The 17,647-nt window shown below is 72.7% G+C and carries 14 protein-coding genes; 9 read left to right on the top strand and 5 right to left on the bottom strand.

The window, feature by feature from the left end; genetic code table 11:
* Positions 1 to 5 precede the first annotated feature (5 nt).
* On the bottom strand, positions 6 to 1,070 hold the full coding sequence (locus ACIP9D_RS19455) for a phosphatase PAP2 family protein (RefSeq protein WP_350872798.1): 1,065 nt from the start codon (positions 1,068 to 1,070) through the stop codon (positions 6 to 8).
* A gap of 80 nt (positions 1,071 to 1,150) precedes the next feature.
* On the opposite strand from ACIP9D_RS19455, the gene ACIP9D_RS19450 reads away from it, so the two are divergent.
* Positions 1,151 to 1,552 carry a thioesterase, FlK family gene (locus ACIP9D_RS19450; protein ID WP_350872796.1) on the top strand — a complete coding sequence of 134 codons (402 nt, stop codon included), beginning with the start codon at positions 1,151 to 1,153 and terminating at the stop codon, positions 1,550 to 1,552.
* Entirely contained in the window at positions 1,549 to 2,379 is an 831-nt protein-coding gene (locus ACIP9D_RS19445; RefSeq protein WP_350872794.1) for an MBL fold metallo-hydrolase, read from the top strand. Before ACIP9D_RS19450 ends, ACIP9D_RS19445 begins: the two co-directional genes overlap by 4 nt.
* 10 nt (positions 2,380 to 2,389) lie before the next feature.
* Here the strand turns inward: ACIP9D_RS19445 and ACIP9D_RS19440 are convergent, their stop codons facing one another.
* Positions 2,390 to 2,836, bottom strand: a complete 447-nt coding sequence (locus tag ACIP9D_RS19440) for a MarR family winged helix-turn-helix transcriptional regulator (protein WP_350872793.1) — start codon at positions 2,834 to 2,836, stop codon at positions 2,390 to 2,392.
* A 79-nt stretch (positions 2,837 to 2,915) separates the two neighbouring features.
* Between ACIP9D_RS19440 and ACIP9D_RS19435 the strand changes: the two genes are divergently transcribed.
* The gene (locus ACIP9D_RS19435; protein ID WP_350872792.1) at positions 2,916 to 4,163 is read left to right on the top strand and encodes a multidrug effflux MFS transporter; all 1,248 of its coding nucleotides are present in this window, start codon (positions 2,916 to 2,918) and stop codon (positions 4,161 to 4,163) included.
* Here ACIP9D_RS19435 and ACIP9D_RS19430 read toward each other — a convergent pair.
* Both ACIP9D_RS19430 and ACIP9D_RS19425 read right to left on the bottom strand, forming a co-directional pair.
* Positions 4,153 to 5,088: a carbohydrate kinase gene (locus ACIP9D_RS19430; RefSeq protein ID WP_350872791.1), complete on the bottom strand. Its 936-nt coding sequence runs from the start codon at positions 5,086 to 5,088 to the stop codon at positions 4,153 to 4,155. The two genes, ACIP9D_RS19435 and ACIP9D_RS19430, sit on opposite strands and share 11 nt — an antisense overlap.
* A 152-nt stretch (positions 5,089 to 5,240) precedes the next feature.
* Complete coding sequence (locus ACIP9D_RS19425; RefSeq protein WP_350872789.1) at positions 5,241 to 6,422, bottom strand: XdhC/CoxI family protein; 1,182 nt, start codon at positions 6,420 to 6,422, stop codon at positions 5,241 to 5,243.
* Positions 6,423 to 6,598: 176 nt separating this feature from the next.
* Here ACIP9D_RS19425 and ACIP9D_RS19420 point away from each other — a divergent pair, with 176 nt between their 5' ends.
* The 4 genes from ACIP9D_RS19420 (at position 6,599) to ACIP9D_RS19405 (ending at position 11,686) form a co-directional block, all read left to right on the top strand.
* Positions 6,599 to 7,096, top strand: coding sequence for a (2Fe-2S)-binding protein (locus ACIP9D_RS19420; protein ID WP_400450569.1), 498 nt, complete (start codon positions 6,599 to 6,601; stop codon positions 7,094 to 7,096).
* Entirely contained in the window at positions 7,083 to 8,078 is a 996-nt protein-coding gene (locus ACIP9D_RS19415) for a xanthine dehydrogenase family protein subunit M (RefSeq protein ID WP_350872787.1), read from the top strand. The genes ACIP9D_RS19420 and ACIP9D_RS19415 overlap by 14 nt, the downstream gene beginning before the upstream one ends.
* Positions 8,075 to 10,312 (top strand): xanthine dehydrogenase family protein molybdopterin-binding subunit, encoded by a 2,238-nt coding sequence (locus ACIP9D_RS19410; RefSeq protein WP_350872785.1) that lies wholly within the window; start codon positions 8,075 to 8,077, stop codon positions 10,310 to 10,312. Before ACIP9D_RS19415 ends, ACIP9D_RS19410 begins: the two co-directional genes overlap by 4 nt.
* Before the next feature lie 276 nt (positions 10,313 to 10,588).
* Complete coding sequence (locus tag ACIP9D_RS19405; RefSeq protein WP_350872783.1) at positions 10,589 to 11,686, top strand: lytic polysaccharide monooxygenase; 1,098 nt, start codon at positions 10,589 to 10,591, stop codon at positions 11,684 to 11,686.
* Positions 11,687 to 11,797: 111 nt separating this feature from the next.
* Here the strand turns inward: ACIP9D_RS19405 and asnB are convergent, their stop codons facing one another.
* A complete protein-coding gene (gene asnB, locus ACIP9D_RS19400) occupies positions 11,798 to 13,759 on the bottom strand; it encodes an asparagine synthase (glutamine-hydrolyzing) (protein ID WP_350872781.1) in 1,962 nt (653 codons plus the stop codon).
* Positions 13,760 to 13,892: 133 nt separating this feature from the next.
* Here asnB and ACIP9D_RS19395 point away from each other — a divergent pair, with 133 nt between their 5' ends.
* Both ACIP9D_RS19395 and ACIP9D_RS19390 read left to right on the top strand, forming a co-directional pair.
* Positions 13,893 to 15,374 carry an aminopeptidase P family protein gene (locus ACIP9D_RS19395; RefSeq protein WP_350872779.1) on the top strand — a complete coding sequence of 494 codons (1,482 nt, stop codon included), beginning with the start codon at positions 13,893 to 13,895 and terminating at the stop codon, positions 15,372 to 15,374.
* A gap of 369 nt (positions 15,375 to 15,743) precedes the next feature.
* Positions 15,744 to 17,447 (top strand): right-handed parallel beta-helix repeat-containing protein, encoded by a 1,704-nt coding sequence (locus ACIP9D_RS19390; RefSeq protein WP_400450439.1) that lies wholly within the window; start codon positions 15,744 to 15,746, stop codon positions 17,445 to 17,447.
* Positions 17,448 to 17,647 lie beyond the last annotated feature (200 nt).

The raw sequence follows: 17,647 nt of genomic DNA, 5'->3' as shown, positions 1-17,647 counted from the left end.
GCCCGTCAGCGGGTGGTCGCGGAGACCGTCGACGCGTCGCCGGCCGGAACCGCGTCGCCGGCTGGAGTCGGGTCGGTCGCCGTCGCGGTCACCGGGGTCGGGTCGTCGGGCGGCCCACGGCGGGCCCGGCGGGCGGCCCACCAGCGCTCGGCCAGGCCGACCACCAGGAAGGTCATCCCGACGTACGCCCAGCCGACCAGCACGTCGATCACGTAGTGCTCGCCCGAGTAGACGAGGGTGAAGGTCATCGCCAGCGGATAGGCCAGCAGCAGCGGCCACCAGCGCCGACGGGTCGTGTTGAAGAAGAAGAGCACCACGAACAGCGCCCAGGCGGTGTGCAGCGACGGCATCGCGGCCACCGGATTCGACGCGATCTGGCCGGCGTTGAGCAGGTTGCCGGCGCCGTGCATGCCGAACTCCTTCCAACCCCGGGTGGAGATCCGCGCGACCTCCTCGATCAACCCGTTCTGCGCCGCCCACCAGGGTGGGGCCGCCGGGTAGACGAAGTAGGTGACCAGGCCGGCGGCGCAGAGGAAACCCCACCGGCGCATGTACGCCCCCCAGCGCGCCCGGTTACGCAGCCAGAGCACTGCGGCGGCGGTGAGCGCCACCACGAAGTGCGAGAAGTAGACCCAGCTGACCAGCACGTCCCACCAGTGCACCTCCGGCCGGTAGAGGTGCTGCTGCAACCAGATGGTGGGCACCTGCCCGCCGGTCGCCCAGCCGAACATGAACCGGTCGGCGACGACCAGCTCGTAGGCGTGCGGGGTGGCGCCGTTGTCGGCGAAGCCGCGGGAGAGGTTGTAGACCGCGAAGAGCAGCACCACCGGCACCCAGTCCCGGGCGAATCGCAGGTGACTGCGCCACGGCCGGGACGAGTTCCAGGCGATGGTGCCGGCCCAGATCCAGAGGAACGCGTACGCCGGGTCGGTGGGCAGGCCGATGGCCAGCCATCCGGCGACGAAGGCGACTCCCCAGATCGCCATGGCGACCAGACGGCGACGCCCGCCGTCGGGCGACGCGGGCGGGTCGGTCCGGGCGGGGGGCTGGGGGTCAGTCACGACGGCCATCGCGGTCAAGGTTAGCGGCGGCCCGGGCATAGACCGACGCCGACCACCAGCGCGGCGAGGCAGCGCCTAGGCTGTGGGCCATGCAGGAGCAGCCGGACGCGCTCGCCCCAGGGCTGACCGCCGTGGTGGAGTTGACCGTCACCGACGCCGACACCGCACAGGCGCTCGGGTCGGGCGACGTGCCGGTGCTGGGCACGCCCCGCGTCCTGGCACTCGCCGAGGCCGCGACGGTCGCGGCGACCGCCGCCCGGCTGGCGGCCGGCACCACCACGGTCGGGCTGCGGGTCGAGCTGGAGCACCGGGCCGCCACCCCGATCGGGCGCACGGTCCGGGCGCAGGCCCGGCTGGCCGAGGTCGACGGGCGGCGGCTGGCCTTCGAGGTGACCGTCACCGACGGCGATGGCGTCGTTGCCGACGGTCGGGTGGAGCGGGTGGTGGTCGACCGCCGCCGGTTCGTGGAGCGCGCCGCGCGGAACGCATGACCGGCCGGTTCGTCGAGGTCGCCGACCGGGTGCACGTGCTGCGTGAGCCGCTGCTCGCGGTGAACGTCACGCTGGTGGTCGGCGACGGCGCCGCGCTACTGGTGGACACCCTCTCCACCGCCGGGCAGGCCGCCGAGCTGGCCGCCGCCGCCCGCGCGGTCACCGCCGTGCCGTGGACGGTGGTGAACACGCACCACCACTTCGATCACTGCTTCGGCAACGCCACCCTCGCCGCCGACCCGCCCCGTCCGGTCTACGCGCACGAGCGGGTCGCGGCCCGGCTGCGCGAACACCCCGAGCGGCTGCGCCGGGAGGCGTACGCCGAGGTGCGCGCCGGGTGGCCGGCGCTCGCCCCCGCGCTGGCCGCCACCGAGCTGCTCGCGCCCACCCACCCGGTACGCGACGAGACAGTGCTCGACGTCGGCGGGCGGCGGGTGCTGCTGCGTCATCCCGGCCCCGGGCACACCGACGGTGACCTGGTGGTGCACGTGCCGGACGCGGACGTGCTGGTCGCCGGTGACCTGGTCGAGCAGGGGGCACCGCCGGCCTTCGAGGACTCCTACCCGCTGCGGTGGCCGGACGCCGTCGCCGACCTGCTCCGGTTGACCACCCCCGGCACGGTGGTGATCCCCGGGCACGGCACCCCGGTGGACGCGGAGTTCGTCGGGGCCCAGCACCGGCAGCTGGTCGAGCTGGCCGGGCTGATCTGGTCCGGGCACCGCGCCGGCGCCCCGGCGGAACAGGTTGCCGCCGGTGCCCCGTTCGGTCCCCAGGCTGCCCTGGTCGCCGCTCACCGCGGCTTCGCCGAACTCGACGGCACCCTCTGAGGCCGACCGGTCAGGTGGGTCCGCCCAGCAGCACGGCGAGCCGGTCCAGGTGCGGAACGGCGGCGTTCAGCGCGTCCCGGGCGGCCGGGTCGAGCTCGGCCAGCGCCTCGGTGAGCAGCTCGGTGCGGTGCCGTTCGTAGTCGGCCATCCGGTTCCGGGCCGCCGGAGTGAGCCGCAGTCGCACCACCCGGCCGTCCGCCGCGTCGCGCTCGCGCTCCAACAGCCCGGCGGTGGCGAGGTCGCCCACCAGCGTGCTGACGGTGTTCGGCGCCGTGCGCAGCCGCCCGGCCGCCTCCTTGACGCTCACTCCCGGATGGGCGCGGATCACCAGCAGCAGTTCCACCTGCGCCAGCGGCAGCGCGGTGCGGTTGGCCCGCTGGTTCGCCGACCGGCGCAGCAACCGGTAGAGCTCGCCGACGGCAGCACCGAGCCGCGCCGCGTCCTGGCCGTTCGACATGACCTCACCCACTTCGGCGGGAAATACCTCTGAACACAGAGCTAAGGTACCCGAGACGATCATCGTGGGGAGATCTCTCGTGGCACAGACGACCCAACCGACCACGCCGTCGGCACCGGCCGGGCGACCGGCCACCGGCCCGGCGCGGACCGGCCCGGGCCTGCTGGCGCTGCTCGGCCTGCTGACCGCGTTCGGACCACTGTCGCTGGACATGTACCTGCCGGCGTTCCCTGAGATGACCCGGGACCTGGGGGCCGACCAGGCGCGGATCCAGCTCTCGCTCACCACCTGCCTGATCGGGATGGCCCTCGGCCAACTGGTCACCGGCCCGCTGAGCGACCGGTGGGGACGCCGCCGGCCGGTGCTGGCCGGCGTCGCCGCGTACGCCCTGCTGTCGCTGGTCTGCGCCATCGCGCCGAACGCCCCGGCGCTGGCCGCGGCGCGTTTCGCCCAGGGCTTCGCCGGCGGGATGGGTGTGGTGGTCGCCCGGGCCGTGGTCCGCGACCTGCACTCCGGGCGGGCCGCCGCGAAGTACTTCTCGCAGCTCACCCTCGTCTTCGGGGTGGCCCCGGTGGCCGCGCCCGGCGTCGGCAGCCTGGTGCTGCGGTTCGGCTCCTGGCGGGCGGTCTTCGTGGTCCTCGCGGCGATCGGCCTGCTGCTGGCCGCCGCGGTGGCCTGGCGGCTGCCCGAGACCCTTCCGGCCGAGCGGCGCAGCAGCGGCGGTCTGGCCGCCACCGCCCGGACGATGCGATCGCTGGCCGGCGACCGGGTCTACCTCGGCTACGCCCTGACCCAGGGCCTGGCCTTCGCCGGTCTCTTCGCCTACATCTCCGGATCGTCCTTCGTCTTCCAGGACGTGTTCGGCGTCTCCGGCGCCATCTTCAGCCTGATCTTCGGGCTCAACGCGCTGGCCCTGGTCGCCGCCGGGCAGGCCAACGCGCGGCTGCTCGACCGGTCGAGCCCACGCGTTCTGCTGATCCGCGCCCTGACTGTCGGCACGGTGGCCGCCGCCGGGCTGCTGGTCGGCGCGGTGGCCGGCAGTCCGTGGGTGGTGGCGGCGTGCCTCTTCCTCTTCGTCGGCTCGCTCGGCATGGTGACACCGAACAGCACCGCGCTGGGACTGGACCGGCATCCTCGCCACGCCGGCACGGCGGCGGCCCTGATGGGTACGGTCCAGTCGGTGATCGGCGCGCTCGCCGCCCCGCTCGCCGGGCTGGGCGGCGAGGGCAGCGCGGTGCCGATGGCCGCGGTGGTGGCGGGGGCGGTCGTTCTCTCGCTCACCGCCGTCCGCACCCTCGCGGCGAGCGGGCCGAAGCTCAGCGGGTGAAGCGCTGCAGGACGTCGGCCCGGGTGGGCATGGCGGTGGCTCCACCGGGAGATTCGCAGACCAGGCCGGCCACGCGCAGCGCGAACGCCACCCGGTCGACCCAGCCGGCCGGCTCGGTGGGCTCGCCGTCGACCAGCAGGTCGGCGATGAGCGCGGCCATCACCGAGTCGCCGGCGCCGGTGGTGTCCACCGGGTTGACCCGGGGCGCCGGCACCAGGACCGGGTCGGCCCCGGCGGCGGCGAGCACCGCGCCGTCACCGCCGAGCGTGACCACCACCGTCGCGGCGCCGAGTTCACGCAGGTACGCGGCGACGCCCTCGACCGGCTCGCCGGGATAGAGCAGGTCGGCGTCGGCGCCACTCAGCTTGACCAGGTGCGCCCCGGCGGCGAACTCGGCCACCACGTCGCGCAGCCCGGCGAGCGCGGCCGGCCCGTCCAGCAGCCGGGGCCGGACGTTCGGGTCGAAGACCCGCAGGCCGGTCGCGAGCGACCAGGCCCGCCGCGCGGCGGCGAGCACGGGCGGTTGAAGCAGCACGATCGAACCGCAGTAGAGCACGTCGGCGCCGTCCACCAGCGCGACGTTCAGGTCCTCGGCGGTGAGCAGGCCGTACGAGGGCGGCTCACCGTAGAAGCGGAAGTCGGGTTCCGCCCCGGCGAAGGTGGCCACCGCGAGCACGGTAGGCGCCGGCACGGTGACCGCGCCGTCCAGCCCCACGCCGGCGGCGGTCAGGAAGCCGCGGATCCGCCCGGCCAGCGCGTCGTCGCCGAACGACCCGACGAACTGCGCCGCGCCGCCGAGCCGGGCCACCCCGACCGCGACGTTGAGCGGTGCGCCGCCGATCGCCTGGCGGTAGACCGCCGCGCCGCCGCACTCGGTGTCGAGCAGGTCGACCAGTGCCTCGCCGAGCACCACGGTGTATCCCATCCCGGTCCTCCCTTCGTCGCCTGCCGCCGCGCCGCCCGGTCGCGATGGTCACGAACCCGTCGTCGCGCCTGTAGAGATCCTGTCGCACGTGGCCGGCACGGCGCGCGGCAGAACGCGCATCCGCTCGTCCGGGCCGCGCGCCTCGTCGGTCGCTACCCGCCCGGCTGGTCCGGCCCGGACGCGACGGGGTGGTGGATGGGCCCGGCCAGCTCGGCCAGCGGCCGGGCGGTGCCGCCCCAGCGACCCGCTACGATCTGCGCCGCCACGCTCACCGCGGTCTCCTCCGGGGTGCGCCCGCCCAGATCCAGCCCGATCGGTGAGGCGAGCCGGGCCAGCTGCGCCGGGCTGGTCCCCGCCTCGCGCAGGCGTTTGCGCCGCTCGTCGTGGGTGCGCCGCGATCCCATCGCCCCGACGTACGCCAGCGGGTGTCGTAGCGCCAGCGCGAGCACCGGCACGTCGAACTTCGGGTCGTGGGTGAGCACGCAGACCACCGTCCGCCCGTCGACCCGGCCGGCGTCCAGCTCGGCCTGCAGGTAGCGGTGCGGCCAGTCGACCACCACCTCGTCCGCGTCCGGGAAGCGCCGGGCGGTGGCGAAGACTCCTCGGGCGTCGCAGACGGTCACCCGGTAGCCGAGGAAGGCCCCCATCCGGGCCACCGCCGCGGCGAAGTCGATGGCCCCGAAGACGATCATCCGTGGTGCGGTGGCGTACGCGGCGACGAAGAGGCTGACGCCGCTGCCGCGACGCTCTCCGTGGTAGCCGTACCGGAGCACCCCGCTCTGGCCGGCGGCGAGCAGGCCCAGCGCGTCGTCGGCGGCCGCGGCGTCCAGCCGTTCGCTGCCGAGCGACCCAATCACCCGGCCGTCGGCCAGCACCAGCCGCCGCCCGAGCCGTCCGGCCGGGTCGGCCGGTGTCGCCGCGCCGGGCGGGTCGCCGGCGTCCGCCTCGACGCAGGTGACCACGGCCGTCGGGCGGCCGGCACGGCGGGTCGCGGCGACCGCGTCGAGCTGTGGGAAGCCGGCGGCCTCGACCCGCTCCACGAAGACGTCCAGCACTCCACCGCAGGTCAGGCCGACCGCGTACGCGTCATCGTCGGTGACGCCGTAGCGGGTCAGCTCGGGGACGCCGGTGTCGAGCACCGTCCGCGCCCGCTCGTAGAGGTCGGCCTCGACGCAGCCGCCGGAGACGCTGCCGGTGACCGTGCCGTCGGCGGCGACCAGCATCGCGGCGCCGGGTGGCTGCGGCGCGGACCGCCAGGTCGCCACCACCGTGGCCAGCGCGACCGGCTCGCCGGCCCGCCAGTGGCGGTGCAGCTCGTCGAAGACGTCCCGCACGCGTCCCGCCCTCCGTTCCGGCGCGTCGTCCGGCCGGGCGTTCCCGGCCGAGGCAAGTCCGACCATATGCCGTAAGGCACGACGATTCGGAATATATGGTCGGGCCGAACACGAGGGGGTGCGAGGTGGCGAAGTCGTTCCAGGCAACGCGGACCGCGCCGGCCCCGGACAGCGCGGTGGTCCGGGGGCCGGGCGAGGTGGAGGTCCGGCTACGGGTCAACGGGGCGGCCCGCAGGATGCTCGTCGAGCCCCGGGTCAGCCTGCTGGACGCCCTGCGGGACCGACTCGATCTGACCGGCACCAAGAAGGGGTGCAACCAGGGGGCCTGCGGCGCCTGCACGGTCTGGGTGGACCGACGGCGGGTGCTGGCCTGCCTGACGCTCGCAATCAGCTGCGAGAACCGCGAGGTGACCACGATCGAGGGACTGTCCGACGGAGACACCCTGCACCCGATGCAGCAGGCGTTCCTGGACGCGGACGCCTTCCAGTGCGGCTACTGCACCCCGGGACAGATCATGTCGGCGGTGGCGCTGCTGGACGAGGGGCACGCCGGCGACGACGCGGAGATCCGGGAGTGGATGAGCGGCAACATCTGCCGCTGCGCCGCGTACCCGCACATCCGCACCGCGATCCGCCGGGTCCGCGACGAGGAGGGCAGCCGTGCGGCCGATTAGCTACTCGCGGGTCTCCGACGTCGGCACCGCGATCGGCACGGTCGCCGCCGACCCGGAGAGCGCCTTCCTGGCCGGCGGCACGACCCAGGTCGACCTGCTGCGCATCTACGTCGAGCAGCCCCGCCGCCTGGTCGACATCAACGACCTGCCGTTGAACCAGATCGAGGAACTGCCGGACGGCGGGCTGCGGCTCGGCGGACTGGCCCGGATGAGCGACGTGGCCGAGCAGCCGGCGGTGGCCCGGCGCTACCCGGTGGTGGCCGAGGCGCTGGTGCTCGGCGCCTCCCCGCAACTGCGGCACATGGGCACCCTCGGCGGCAACCTCCTGCAACGGGTGCGCTGCAGCTACTTCCGGGACACCGAGGCGCCCTGCAACAAGCGCGCCCCCGGCACGGGGTGCAGCGCTCTGGACGGGGTCAACCGGGGGCACGCTGTGCTCGGCACCAGCGACTGCTGCATCGCCACCCATCCGTCCGACCTGGCGGTGGCGCTGGTGGCGCTGGACGCGGTGGTGCGCACCGAGGGGCCGGGCGGGTCACGCGGCATCCCGATCGACGACTTCTACCTGCTTCCGGGCCAGACCCCAGAACGGGAGCACCCGCTGAGCCACGGCGAGCTGATCACCGGCATCGACCTGCCGGCCCTCCCCGTCGCGGCCACCTCCCGGTACATAAAGATCCGTGACCGCGAGTCGTACGAGTTCGCGCTCGCCTCCGTCGCGGTGGCCATGTCGGTGGCCGGTGGTCGCATCGCGGAGATCCGGCTGGCCCTCGGCGGGGTGGCCACCAAGCCCTGGCGCGCCCGTGCGGCCGAGCATGTGCTCGACGGCGCCCCGGCGACCGTCGAATCGTTCACCCGCGCCGCCGAGGCCGAGCTGGCCGGGGCGGTGCCGCACGGCATGAACGCGTTCAAGATCGAACTCGCCCGGCGGACCATGGTCCGCGCCCTGGCGACCATGGCGCAACGGGAGGGAACGGCATGAGCCCGGCGATCGGCGCGACCCTGAACCGGGTGGACGGCCGCTTCAAGGTACGCGGCGAGTCGCGCTACTCCGCCGAGGTCCCGGTGCCCAACATGACCCACGCGGTGCTGGTCAACGCGAAGATCGCCAGCGGTCGGATCACCACGATCGACACCAGCGAGGCGGAGCGGGCCGAGGGGGTGCTGGCCGTGCTCACCCACCGCACCCTGGACCGGGTCGCCACCGTGCCCCGGCTGCTGCCGTCGCTGGCCGGGTTGGCCGCACCCGGGCAGACCTTCTTCCCGATGCAGGACGAGACGATCCACTACGCCGGCCAGCCGATCGCCGTCGTGGTCGCCGACACCATCGAGCGCGCCGACCACGCCGGCACCCTGATCCGCGTCGAGTACGAGACCAGCACCCCGACCACCCTGCTCGACCAGGGCCGTGACCGCGCGTACGTGCCGGAGCGGATCTTCGGTGGGCTGCTGCCGGGGCAGGCGTCGCGCGGCGACGTGGGCAAGGCGCTGGCCGACGCGGAGATCCGCGTGGAGACGAGCTACCGGTTCGCGCCCAACCACCACAACCCGATCGAGCCCTCGGCCAGCACCGCGGTCTGGGAGGACGCCGACCGGCTGACCGTCTACGACTCGACCCAGGGCCCGAACTCGGTCCAGTTCACCCTCGCCGAACTGCTCGGCCTGCCGCCGATCTCGATCCGCGTGGTCAGCCACGCGGTCGGTGGCAGCTTCGGCTCCAAGGCGATGGTCTGGCACCACCCGGCGCTGGCCGCGCTGGCCGCCCGGCAGGTGGGCCGCCCGGTGCGGCTGGCGCTGACCCGGGAGCAGATGTTCACCTCGTGCGGGCACCGGGAGGAACAGGAGCAGCGGATCACCATCGGCGCCCGCGCCGACGGGCGGATCACCGCCCTGCGCCACCACAAGTTCGCCCTCACCTCGCCCTTCGACGACTGGGCGGAGCCGTCGCTGCAGAGCCCGGCGGTGGCGTACACCAGCCCGAACTATGAGGGGATCTACCACCTGGTCCGCGGCAACACCATCACCCCGACCTTCATGCGCGCGCCCGGCGAGGCGACCGGGATGTTCGCGCTGGAGTGCGCGATGGACGAGCTGGCCGAGCGGGTCGGCATCGACCCGCTGGAACTGCGGATGCGCAACTACTCCGACACCGACCCGGAGAGCGGCCAGCCGTGGTCCAGCAGCGGGCTCAAGGAGTGCTACCAGCGCGCGGCCGACCTGTTCGGCTGGCGGGACCGCGACCCCCGGATCGGCTCCCGCCGGGAGGGGCAGTGGCTGATCGGCACGGGCATGGCCAGCGCGCTCTATCCGGTGACCCAGCCGGTCAACCCGCAGCGCGCCCGCGCCCGGCTCTACAACGACGGCACCGCCGTCGTCGAGGCCGGCGTCTCGGAGTTCGGCACCGGCGTGTTCACCGCGATGACCCAGGTCGCCGCCGACGCGCTCGGGCTCCCGGTGCAGCGGGTGCGGTTCGTCGGGGGCAGCAGCGACCTGCCCAACATCACCGCCGCGGTCGGCTCCGCCGGCACCAGCGCCGTCGGGTCGGCCGTACACGTGGCGGCGTGCCAACTGCGTGACGAGCTGATCCGCCGCGCGGTGGGTGACGACCACTCGCCGCTGCGCGGCGCCGACCCGGCCCGGGTGGAGGTCCGCGACGGCAAGATGGTGCTCTGCGACCGCCCGGACGTCGGCGAGACGTACGCCGACCTGATGCACCGGACCATGACCCCGGACGTGGAGGTGCTCGGCACCTGGAACCCGCCGCCGCAGGACGCCGGTTACGGCGTGCACACCTTCGGCGCCCAGATGGCCGAGGTGGCGGTGGACGCCGACCTCGGTGTGGTCCGGGTGCGCCGGATGGTCGGCGTCTTCGCCCCCGGCCGGGTGCTCAACCGCAAGATGGCGCACAGCCAGCTGATGGGCGGGATGCTCTGGGGGCTGGGTCAGGCGCTGCTGGAGGCCACCCGGATGGACCCGCGGATGGGGCGCTGGGCCAACGCCAGCCTCGCCGACTACCTGGTGCCGGTCAACGCGGACGCCCCGGACGTGGTGGTGGACACCATCGAGATGCACGACGAGGTGGTGAACCCGATCGGGATCAAGGGCGTCGGCGAGATCGGCGTGGTCGGCGCGGCCGCCGCGATCGCCAACGCCGTGCACCACGCCACCGGCCGCCGCCAGTACGAGCTGCCGATCACCCTGGAGAAGCTGCTCTGAGGGTGGACTGACACATCGAGGAAGAGCTATTGCGTCACCGCCACGCCGCGTGGTGGGATGGCGCATGCCGGGCGGTGCGGTGGGCTGCCGCTGCCGCCGGCTGCCGGGTTCCACAGCACGCGAGGGCGCCGGTCCGCGAGGCGGACCGTGGGTGGCGCTCGCCCGTCCGGGCGGGGCGCCGCAACCGTCGCATCCGCTCGTCGCAGCGGGGCGGTCGGGCCACCCCGCATCGCGGGAGGCGGTCCGCAGGGCGCGCCCCGCGAGTCAGGAGAACCCGTGAACCGTTCCCGTACGGCCGCGTTGCTCACCGCGGCCGCGACCCTCGTGGTGGGGGCCGTCGCTCTGGTCAGTGGGCCGCAGCCGGCCGCCGCGCACGGCGCCGCGATGACCCCGGGCAGCCGGACCTTCCTGTGCTGGAAGGACGGCCTCAGCCCGACCGGTGAGATCCGGCCGAACAACCCCGCCTGCTCCGCCGCCGTGGCGCAGAGCGGCGCCAACTCGCTCTACAACTGGTTCAGTGTGCTGCGCTCGGACGCCGGCGGCCGGACCGTCGGCTTCATCCCGGACGGGCAGCTGTGCAGCGGCGGCAACCCCGGCTACACCGGCTACAACCTGGCCCGCACGGACTGGCCGCTGACCCACCTGACGGCGGGGGCGCGGATGGAGTTCCGGTACAGCAACTGGGCCCACCACCCCGGCACGTTCTACTTCTACGTCACCAAGGACAGCTGGAGCCCGACCCGCGCGCTGGCCTGGAGCGACCTGGAGGAGCAGCCGTTCCTGACGGTGACCAACCCACCGCAGCGGGGCGCGGTCGGCACCAACGACGGGCACTACTACTTCAGTGGCAACCTGCCGACCGGCAAGAGCGGCCGGCACATCATCTACTCGCGCTGGGTGCGCTCGGACAGCCAGGAGAACTTCTTCGGCTGCTCGGACGTCACCTTCGACGGCGGAAACGGTGAGGTGACCGGGGTCGGAGCGGGTGGCACCCTGCCGCCCGACCCGACCACTCCCCCGCCGGACCCGACCACCCCGCCGCCGGACCCGACCACCCCGCCGCCGCACGGCGGGGACTGCATGGCGGTCTACCGGGTGGTCAGCGCCTGGCAGGGCGGCTTCCAGGGTGAGGTCACGATCATGAACCACGGCAGCACGCCGTTCGCAGGCTGGAGGGCGAGCTGGACCTGGCCGGGCGGTCAGTCGATCAACCAGATCTGGAGCGCCACCCAGAGCACGTCCGGCACGTCCGTGACAGCCAGCAACGTCTCCTGGAACGGCACCGTCCCACCGGAGGGCACCACCACCTTCGGCTTCCTGGCCACCACCACCGGCGCCAACCCCCTACCGACCATCACCTGCACCCGCACCTGACCGTCACAGGCCTGCGCCTGACCGCGAGTCCAAAATGATCAAGAGGTTTGCGTCATCCGGAGGCGTTCCGGTGACGCAAACCTCTTGATCAACAGGGGTCGGGGCGGGCGGTCAGCGGACCATGGAGCCGACCACGGGCTTGGTGAGCAGAGCGGACTGGTTGCGCTGGATGCCCGGGTCGAGGGTCTTGGCCACGAAGATGGCGTGCCAGATGCAGAAGATCAGCACGGTCCACACCTTGCGGGAGTGGTCGGCCTCCTCCCGCTTGTGCTCGTCGAGCAGCCGCAGCGCGTACGACAGGTCGAGCAGGTCACCGGCGCCGGAGGTGGCGATGACGTGCCGCGCCCACTCGTACATCTCGCCGCGCAGCCACACCCGGGTCGGGGTGGGGAAGCCCAGCTTCTTGCGGTTGACGATCGCCGGCGGGACCACGCCCTGCAACGCCTGACGCATTGCGTACTTGGTGGCGTCGGAGCGGGGCGGCAGCTTCAGGTCCACCGGGATCTTCGCCGCCACGTCGAAGACCTCGCGGTCCAGGAAGGGCACCCGCACCTCGAGCGAGTGGGCCATCGAGATCCGGTCGGCCTTGACCAGGATGTCGCCCCGCAGCCAGGTGTAGAGGTCGACGTACTGCATCTTGGTGACGTCGTCCAGCTCCGTCGCCTCGGCGTAGATCGGCGCGGTGACGTCGGTGTAGCGCACCGAGGGGTCGTAACGGCGCAGCAGGTGCTGCTTCTCCTCCTCGGTGAACATCCGGGCGTTGCCGTAGTAGCGCTCCTCGATCGGCGTGGTGCCGCGCTCCAGGAAGCTCTTGCCCTTCACGCCCTGCGGGATCGCCTTGGAGACCGCGCGCAACCCCTTCTGCACGCCGCCGGGCAGGCCGTTGACGCCGCTGAGCGAGAGCGGCTCACGGTAGATGGTGTAGCCGCCGAAGAACTCGTCCGCGCCCTCGCCGGAGAGCACCACGGTGACGTGCTCGGCCGCCTTCTTCGCCACGAAGTAGAGCGGCACCAGCGCCGGGTCGGCCACCGGGTCGTCCAGGTGCCAGACGATCTTCGGCAGCGCCTCCATCATGTCCTGCGGCCCGATCTTGGTCGGGATGGTGGTCACGTCGAGGTGACGGGCCGAGTCCTGGGCGACGTCGATCTCGGAGTAGCCGGGCACGTCGTAGCCGACGGTGAAGGTGAGGATGTTCGGGTTGAAGTCGCGGGCCAGCGCCACCACCGCGGTCGAGTCGATGCCGCTGGAGAGGAACGAGCCGACCGGCACGTCCGAGCGCATGTGCATCCGGACGCTCTCCCGCAGCGTCTCCCGGATCTCGTGGAAGAGCTTCTGCTCGTCGTCGACCGGGGCGGGTCGGAACACCGGCCGGTACCAGCGGCGCACCTCGATCCGGCCGCCCGGGGTCCAGGTGAGGTACTCCCCGGAGCCGATCCGGTTGATCCCCTTGTGCAGGGTTCCGGGCTCCGGGACGTACTGCAGGGTGAGGTAGTGGCTGAGGCTGGCCGCGTCGATGCCGGCGTCGCCCTGGTAGTTGGCGTGCGCGAAGGGCAGCAGCGCCTTCTTCTCGGAGGCGAGGTAGAGCCCGTCGGCGGTCTCCAGGTAGTGCAGCGGCTTGATGCCGAAGTAGTCGCGGGCACCGAACGCCCGCCGCTCCTGACGGTCCCAGATGACGAAGGCGAACATGCCCCGCAGCCGGGTGAGCACCTGCTCGCCCCAGTAGTGGTAGCCGGCGACGATCACCTCGCCGTCGCCGGCGGTGGCGAACCGCGCGCCGAAGGTCCGGACCAGCTCGTCGCGCAGCTCGATGTAGTTGTAGATCTCGCCGTTGAAGGTCAGCAGGTAGCGGCCGTCGGCGTAGGGCAGCGGCTCGTGGCTGGACGCCACGTCGATGATCGCCAGCCGCTTGTGGGCGAACACCCCGTCGGCGTAGCGGCCGGAGGCGTCGCCGACCACCTCGACGCCGGTCTCGTCCGGGCCGCGGTGGTGCAGGCACTCCAGCGCGCCGGCGATGTGGTCGCGGTGCGCGCCGGCGTCACCGCGCGCGCTGAAGAAGGCCAGGAGTCCGCACATGGTGGTCATCTTTCCACGGGGGCCGAACGCCCGTCGCGGCCGTCCGGCGATCCGGCGGGGGCCGCCCGCCGGGTCCACCGACCTCCGCCCGGGAGGTACGGTCGGGACCAGCAATGACGCGGAGGGAGCGAGCATGACCGAGGAACGCACCGAAGGCACGCCGGCCGACGGCACCGAATCGCACGACCCGGACTTCCCGGAGGCGTTCCTGTCCTTCATGCGGCAGGGCTGGCGGGACTCCGAACTGCCGGTCTCCCCCCGCCCGGAGGTGCCCAACTACGCCAAGCGCCGGGCCGCGCTCTCGGCGGCCTTCCCCGGCGAGACGCTGGTGATCCCCACCGGCAAGGAGAAGGTACGGGCCAACGACACCGACCACCCGTTCCGGCCGGGCAGCGACTTCGCCTACCTGACCGGTGACCACGACCCGGACAGCGTGCTCGTGCTGCGCCCGACCGGCTCGGGTCACGACGCCACGCTGTACATGCGGCCCCGCTCGTCGAAGCTGACCGACGAGTTCTTCCGCAGCCGGCACGGCGAGCTCTGGGTCGGCCGGCGGCACACGCTGGCCGAGAAGTCGACCGAGCTGGGCCTGCCGACCGGGGACCTCGCCGACCTGGACGCGGCGCTGGCCGACCTGGCGCCGGGGCGTACCCGGGTGCTGCGCGGTTTCGACCCCGGGGTGGACGCGGCCGTGCGCGCCTACGACGGCGCGCGCGCCGAGGGTCAGCCGGCCCGCGACCGCGAGCTGGCGATCGCCATCTCGGAGCTGAAGCTGGTCAAGGACGAGTGGGAGATCGCCCAGCTCCAGGACGCCATCGACGCCACCGTGCGGGGCTTCGAGGACGTGGCCCGGGCACTGCCGGCGGACCGGAGCGTCTCCGAGCGGCTGCTGGAGGGGATCTTCGCGCTGCGTGCCCGGCACGACGGCAACGACGTCGGCTACAACTCGATCGTCGGCGCCGGTGAGCACGCCACGATCCTGCACTGGGTGCACAACCACGGCGCGACCCGCCCGGGTGAGCTGCTGCTGATGGACATGGGCGTCGAGAACCGCAACCTCTACACCGCCGACGTGACCCGGGTGCTGCCGGTCAACGGTCGGTTCACCGCGCTCCAGCGCCAGGTCTACGACGTCGTGTACGCCTCCCAGCAGGCCGGCATCGACGCCATCAAGCCCGGGGTGAAGTTCCGCGACGTGCACCTCACCTGCATGCGGGTGCTCGCCGAGGGCCTGGCCGACCTGGGCCTGCTGCCGGTGAGCGTGGACGAGGCGATGGACGAGAAGTCGACCGTCTACCGGCGCTGGACGCTGCACGGCTTCGGGCACATGCTCGGCATCGACGTGCACGACTGCGCCAACGCGCGCAAGGAGGTCTACCGCGACGGCACCCTGGGCGAGGGCTACGTGCTCACCGTCGAGCCCGGGCTCTACTTCCAGCCGGAGGACGAGCTGGTCCCCGAGGAGCTGCGCGGCATCGGCGTCCGGATCGAGGACGACGTGCTGGTCACCGCGACCGGCGCGGTGAACCTCTCGGCCGGGCTGCCGCGGGCGGCCGACGAGGTGGAGACCTGGCTGGCCGAGCAGCGTGAGGCGGGCCCCCGCCTGCCGGGCTGACCAACCCCCATCTGCGCCGAGCCCCGTCACCGGCCTGCGACGTTTGCGACGTCGCGGCTGCCGGAGGCGGGGCTCGGCCGCGTTTGCGCTGCTCACCCGCTTTCTACCCGGCGCGTCGGGTTGCCCCGTTCACTGCCCGATGTGAGGTGAATGCGGGGTTTTCTCGGATACATCCTCGTCGCGAGGATCCTTCTCATACGGTGGATATCAGAGGCTGCAACCTATTTGTAGCTGGTCGCGCCGTCTTCGGCTGGCGCGGCCCCGTCTGGTAGCAGGAAAGGGCGGAAGGCTCTGATGTCCAATGACGTAACGAATCCCGACGGTGGAGCCACTGCGGCCCCACCGAGATCAGGGCGGCGGAAACTCTGGGTGGCCGCCGGGGTCGCCGGGCTGACCGGCGTGGTCGCCCTGGCGGCCCTGGGTGGCCTGGCCGCCCGCGATGACAAGTCCGCCGGCCCGGACCGGCTCTCGGACGCGCAGGCGTCCACCCCGAAGCAGAACGTCAGCGACGCCGGCAAGGCGGACGAGGGCGGCGAGGACGGCAAGGACGAGGGCAAGGGCGAGGACGAGTGGTCCGGCGGCGACTGGAGCGGCCAGGACGACGCCCGGGGCGAGAAGGGCAAGGACTCGGGCCACAAGGACCGGGCCAAGCAGGTGCCCTGCGACACCGACAAGCTGATCCAGGCGATCACCTTCGCCAACCAGAACCACGGCGCGACGCTGGAACTGGCCAAGGGCTGCACCTACAACCTGACCCGGTACGACGAGTTCGGCAACGGCCTGCCGGTGATCACCCAGGAGATCACCCTGAAGGGCCATGACACCAAGATCGTCCGGGACGCGACCGCAAGCTACTTCCGGATCCTCAACGTCGGGACGGGCGGGCACCTGACCCTGAAGGGCCTGACCATCAAGGGCGGCCAGACCCTCAGCCGGGGCGCGCCGGTGCAGCCGGCCACCGTCTGGTCCCGTTACTCGAACTCGGTCCAGGCGACGGCCGCGGCCAAGGCGGGCACGTTCGCCACGGTCGAGGCCGACACCCTGAAGGCGACGGCCGCCAAGGCGCCCGCCGTGGCCAAGCCGGCGACCGAGGCGCCCGCCACCGCCAAGCCGGCGACCGAGGCGCCCGCCATCGCCAAGCCGGGTGCGGCGGCGACCCCGGCCGCTCCGGTCACGGCCGACGTCGGCACCCTGGTCGAGGAGCCGGAGTTCAACGACGGCGCCGGAATCCTGGTGCAGCCGGGCGGCCGGGCCGACATCGAGTACACCGAGATCGTGCAGAACCAGGCCGGCGGCAAGGGCGGCGGGCTGGCCAACTTCGGCAACACCCGGCTGAGCAAGAGCACCGTCACGAAGAACACCGCCTTCCTCTACGGCGGCGGCATCTTCAACGCCGGGGTGCTCCAGGTGGACGAGTCGAAGATCAAGGACAACGAGTCCGGGATCGGTGGCGGTGGTATCGCCAACGGCGCGCCGGGCATCCTCTTCGACGACGTCGACGGGGGCTCGCTCTGGCTCTACAAGAGCGAGGTCACCGGCAACAGGACCATCGGTTTCGGTGGCGGCATCCTCGACGTCGAGGGTGAGACCAAGCTGGAGCACTCGAAGGTCACCGGCAACACCGCGGTGCTCGCCGGCGGCGGTCTCGCGGTGGCGGACAGCCAGCTCACGCTCAAGCACACCACGGTCGCCAAGAACAGCACGGTGGGCGTCGGTGGCGGCCTGGCGGTCGCGTTCGACAGCGTGGCCACGATCGAGGACAGCAGCATCAAGGAGAACGTCGCCGGCTTCTTCGGTGGCGGGCTGTTCAACGAGGACAGCACCACCACGCTGCGCAACAGCGAGGTGGTCGGCAACCGGGCTGTCGGGCCGCTCGGCATCGGCGGCGGCATCTTCAACATCTTCGACGGCACGGTCACGTTGACCAAGACCAAGGTGGCGGACAACTTCGCCACCCTGCCGCCCGGCGGGATCTTCAACTCGCCGAGCAGCGAGGTCGAGCTGGACGACAAGTCAGCGGTCAAGGGCAACCGACCGACCAACTGCTTCAACGTTCCCCGCTGCTTCGCCTGAGTAGGTGAGTGGCTGATCCACATAATGGAAGGCCCCTCCGCGCCGTTTCGGACGGCCCGGAGGGGCTCTTCCGTTTGCACCGGATCTGGGCCCCGCCTGCCCGCCCGGGTCGCTCCGCCGGGTCCGCGCCTCGCCGGGTTGCCCGTCCCCGCTCGACCCGGAACGTGTACCGAATGCGGGGTTCTCTCGGATTTGACCGC

Origin of the sequence: Micromonospora sp. NPDC093243 (assembly GCF_044753725.1) — a bacterium.
Lineage (GTDB): Bacteria > Actinomycetota > Actinomycetes > Mycobacteriales > Micromonosporaceae > Micromonospora.
This window is presented reverse-complemented; position numbering and strand designations above follow the sequence as displayed.

What these genes read in the sequence shown, in the direction of transcription:
- ACIP9D_RS19430 (WP_350872791.1), bottom strand. Translation starts at nt 5,088, where the DNA reads ATGGGATACACCGTGGTGCTCGGCGAGGCACTGGTCGACCTGCTCGAC.
- ACIP9D_RS19440 (WP_350872793.1), bottom strand. Translation starts at nt 2,836, where the DNA reads ATGTCGAACGGCCAGGACGCGGCGCGGCTCGGTGCTGCCGTCGGCGAG.
- ACIP9D_RS19455 (WP_350872798.1), bottom strand. Translation starts at nt 1,070, where the DNA reads ATGGCCGTCGTGACTGACCCCCAGCCCCCCGCCCGGACCGACCCGCCC.
- ACIP9D_RS19450 (WP_350872796.1), top strand. Translation starts at nt 1,151, where the DNA reads ATGCAGGAGCAGCCGGACGCGCTCGCCCCAGGGCTGACCGCCGTGGTG.
- ACIP9D_RS19445 (WP_350872794.1), top strand. Translation starts at nt 1,549, where the DNA reads ATGACCGGCCGGTTCGTCGAGGTCGCCGACCGGGTGCACGTGCTGCGT.
- ACIP9D_RS19395 (WP_350872779.1), top strand. Translation starts at nt 13,893, where the DNA reads ATGACCGAGGAACGCACCGAAGGCACGCCGGCCGACGGCACCGAATCG.
- asnB (WP_350872781.1), bottom strand. Translation starts at nt 13,759, where the DNA reads ATGTGCGGACTCCTGGCCTTCTTCAGCGCGCGCGGTGACGCCGGCGCG.
- ACIP9D_RS19410 (WP_350872785.1), top strand. Translation starts at nt 8,075, where the DNA reads ATGAGCCCGGCGATCGGCGCGACCCTGAACCGGGTGGACGGCCGCTTC.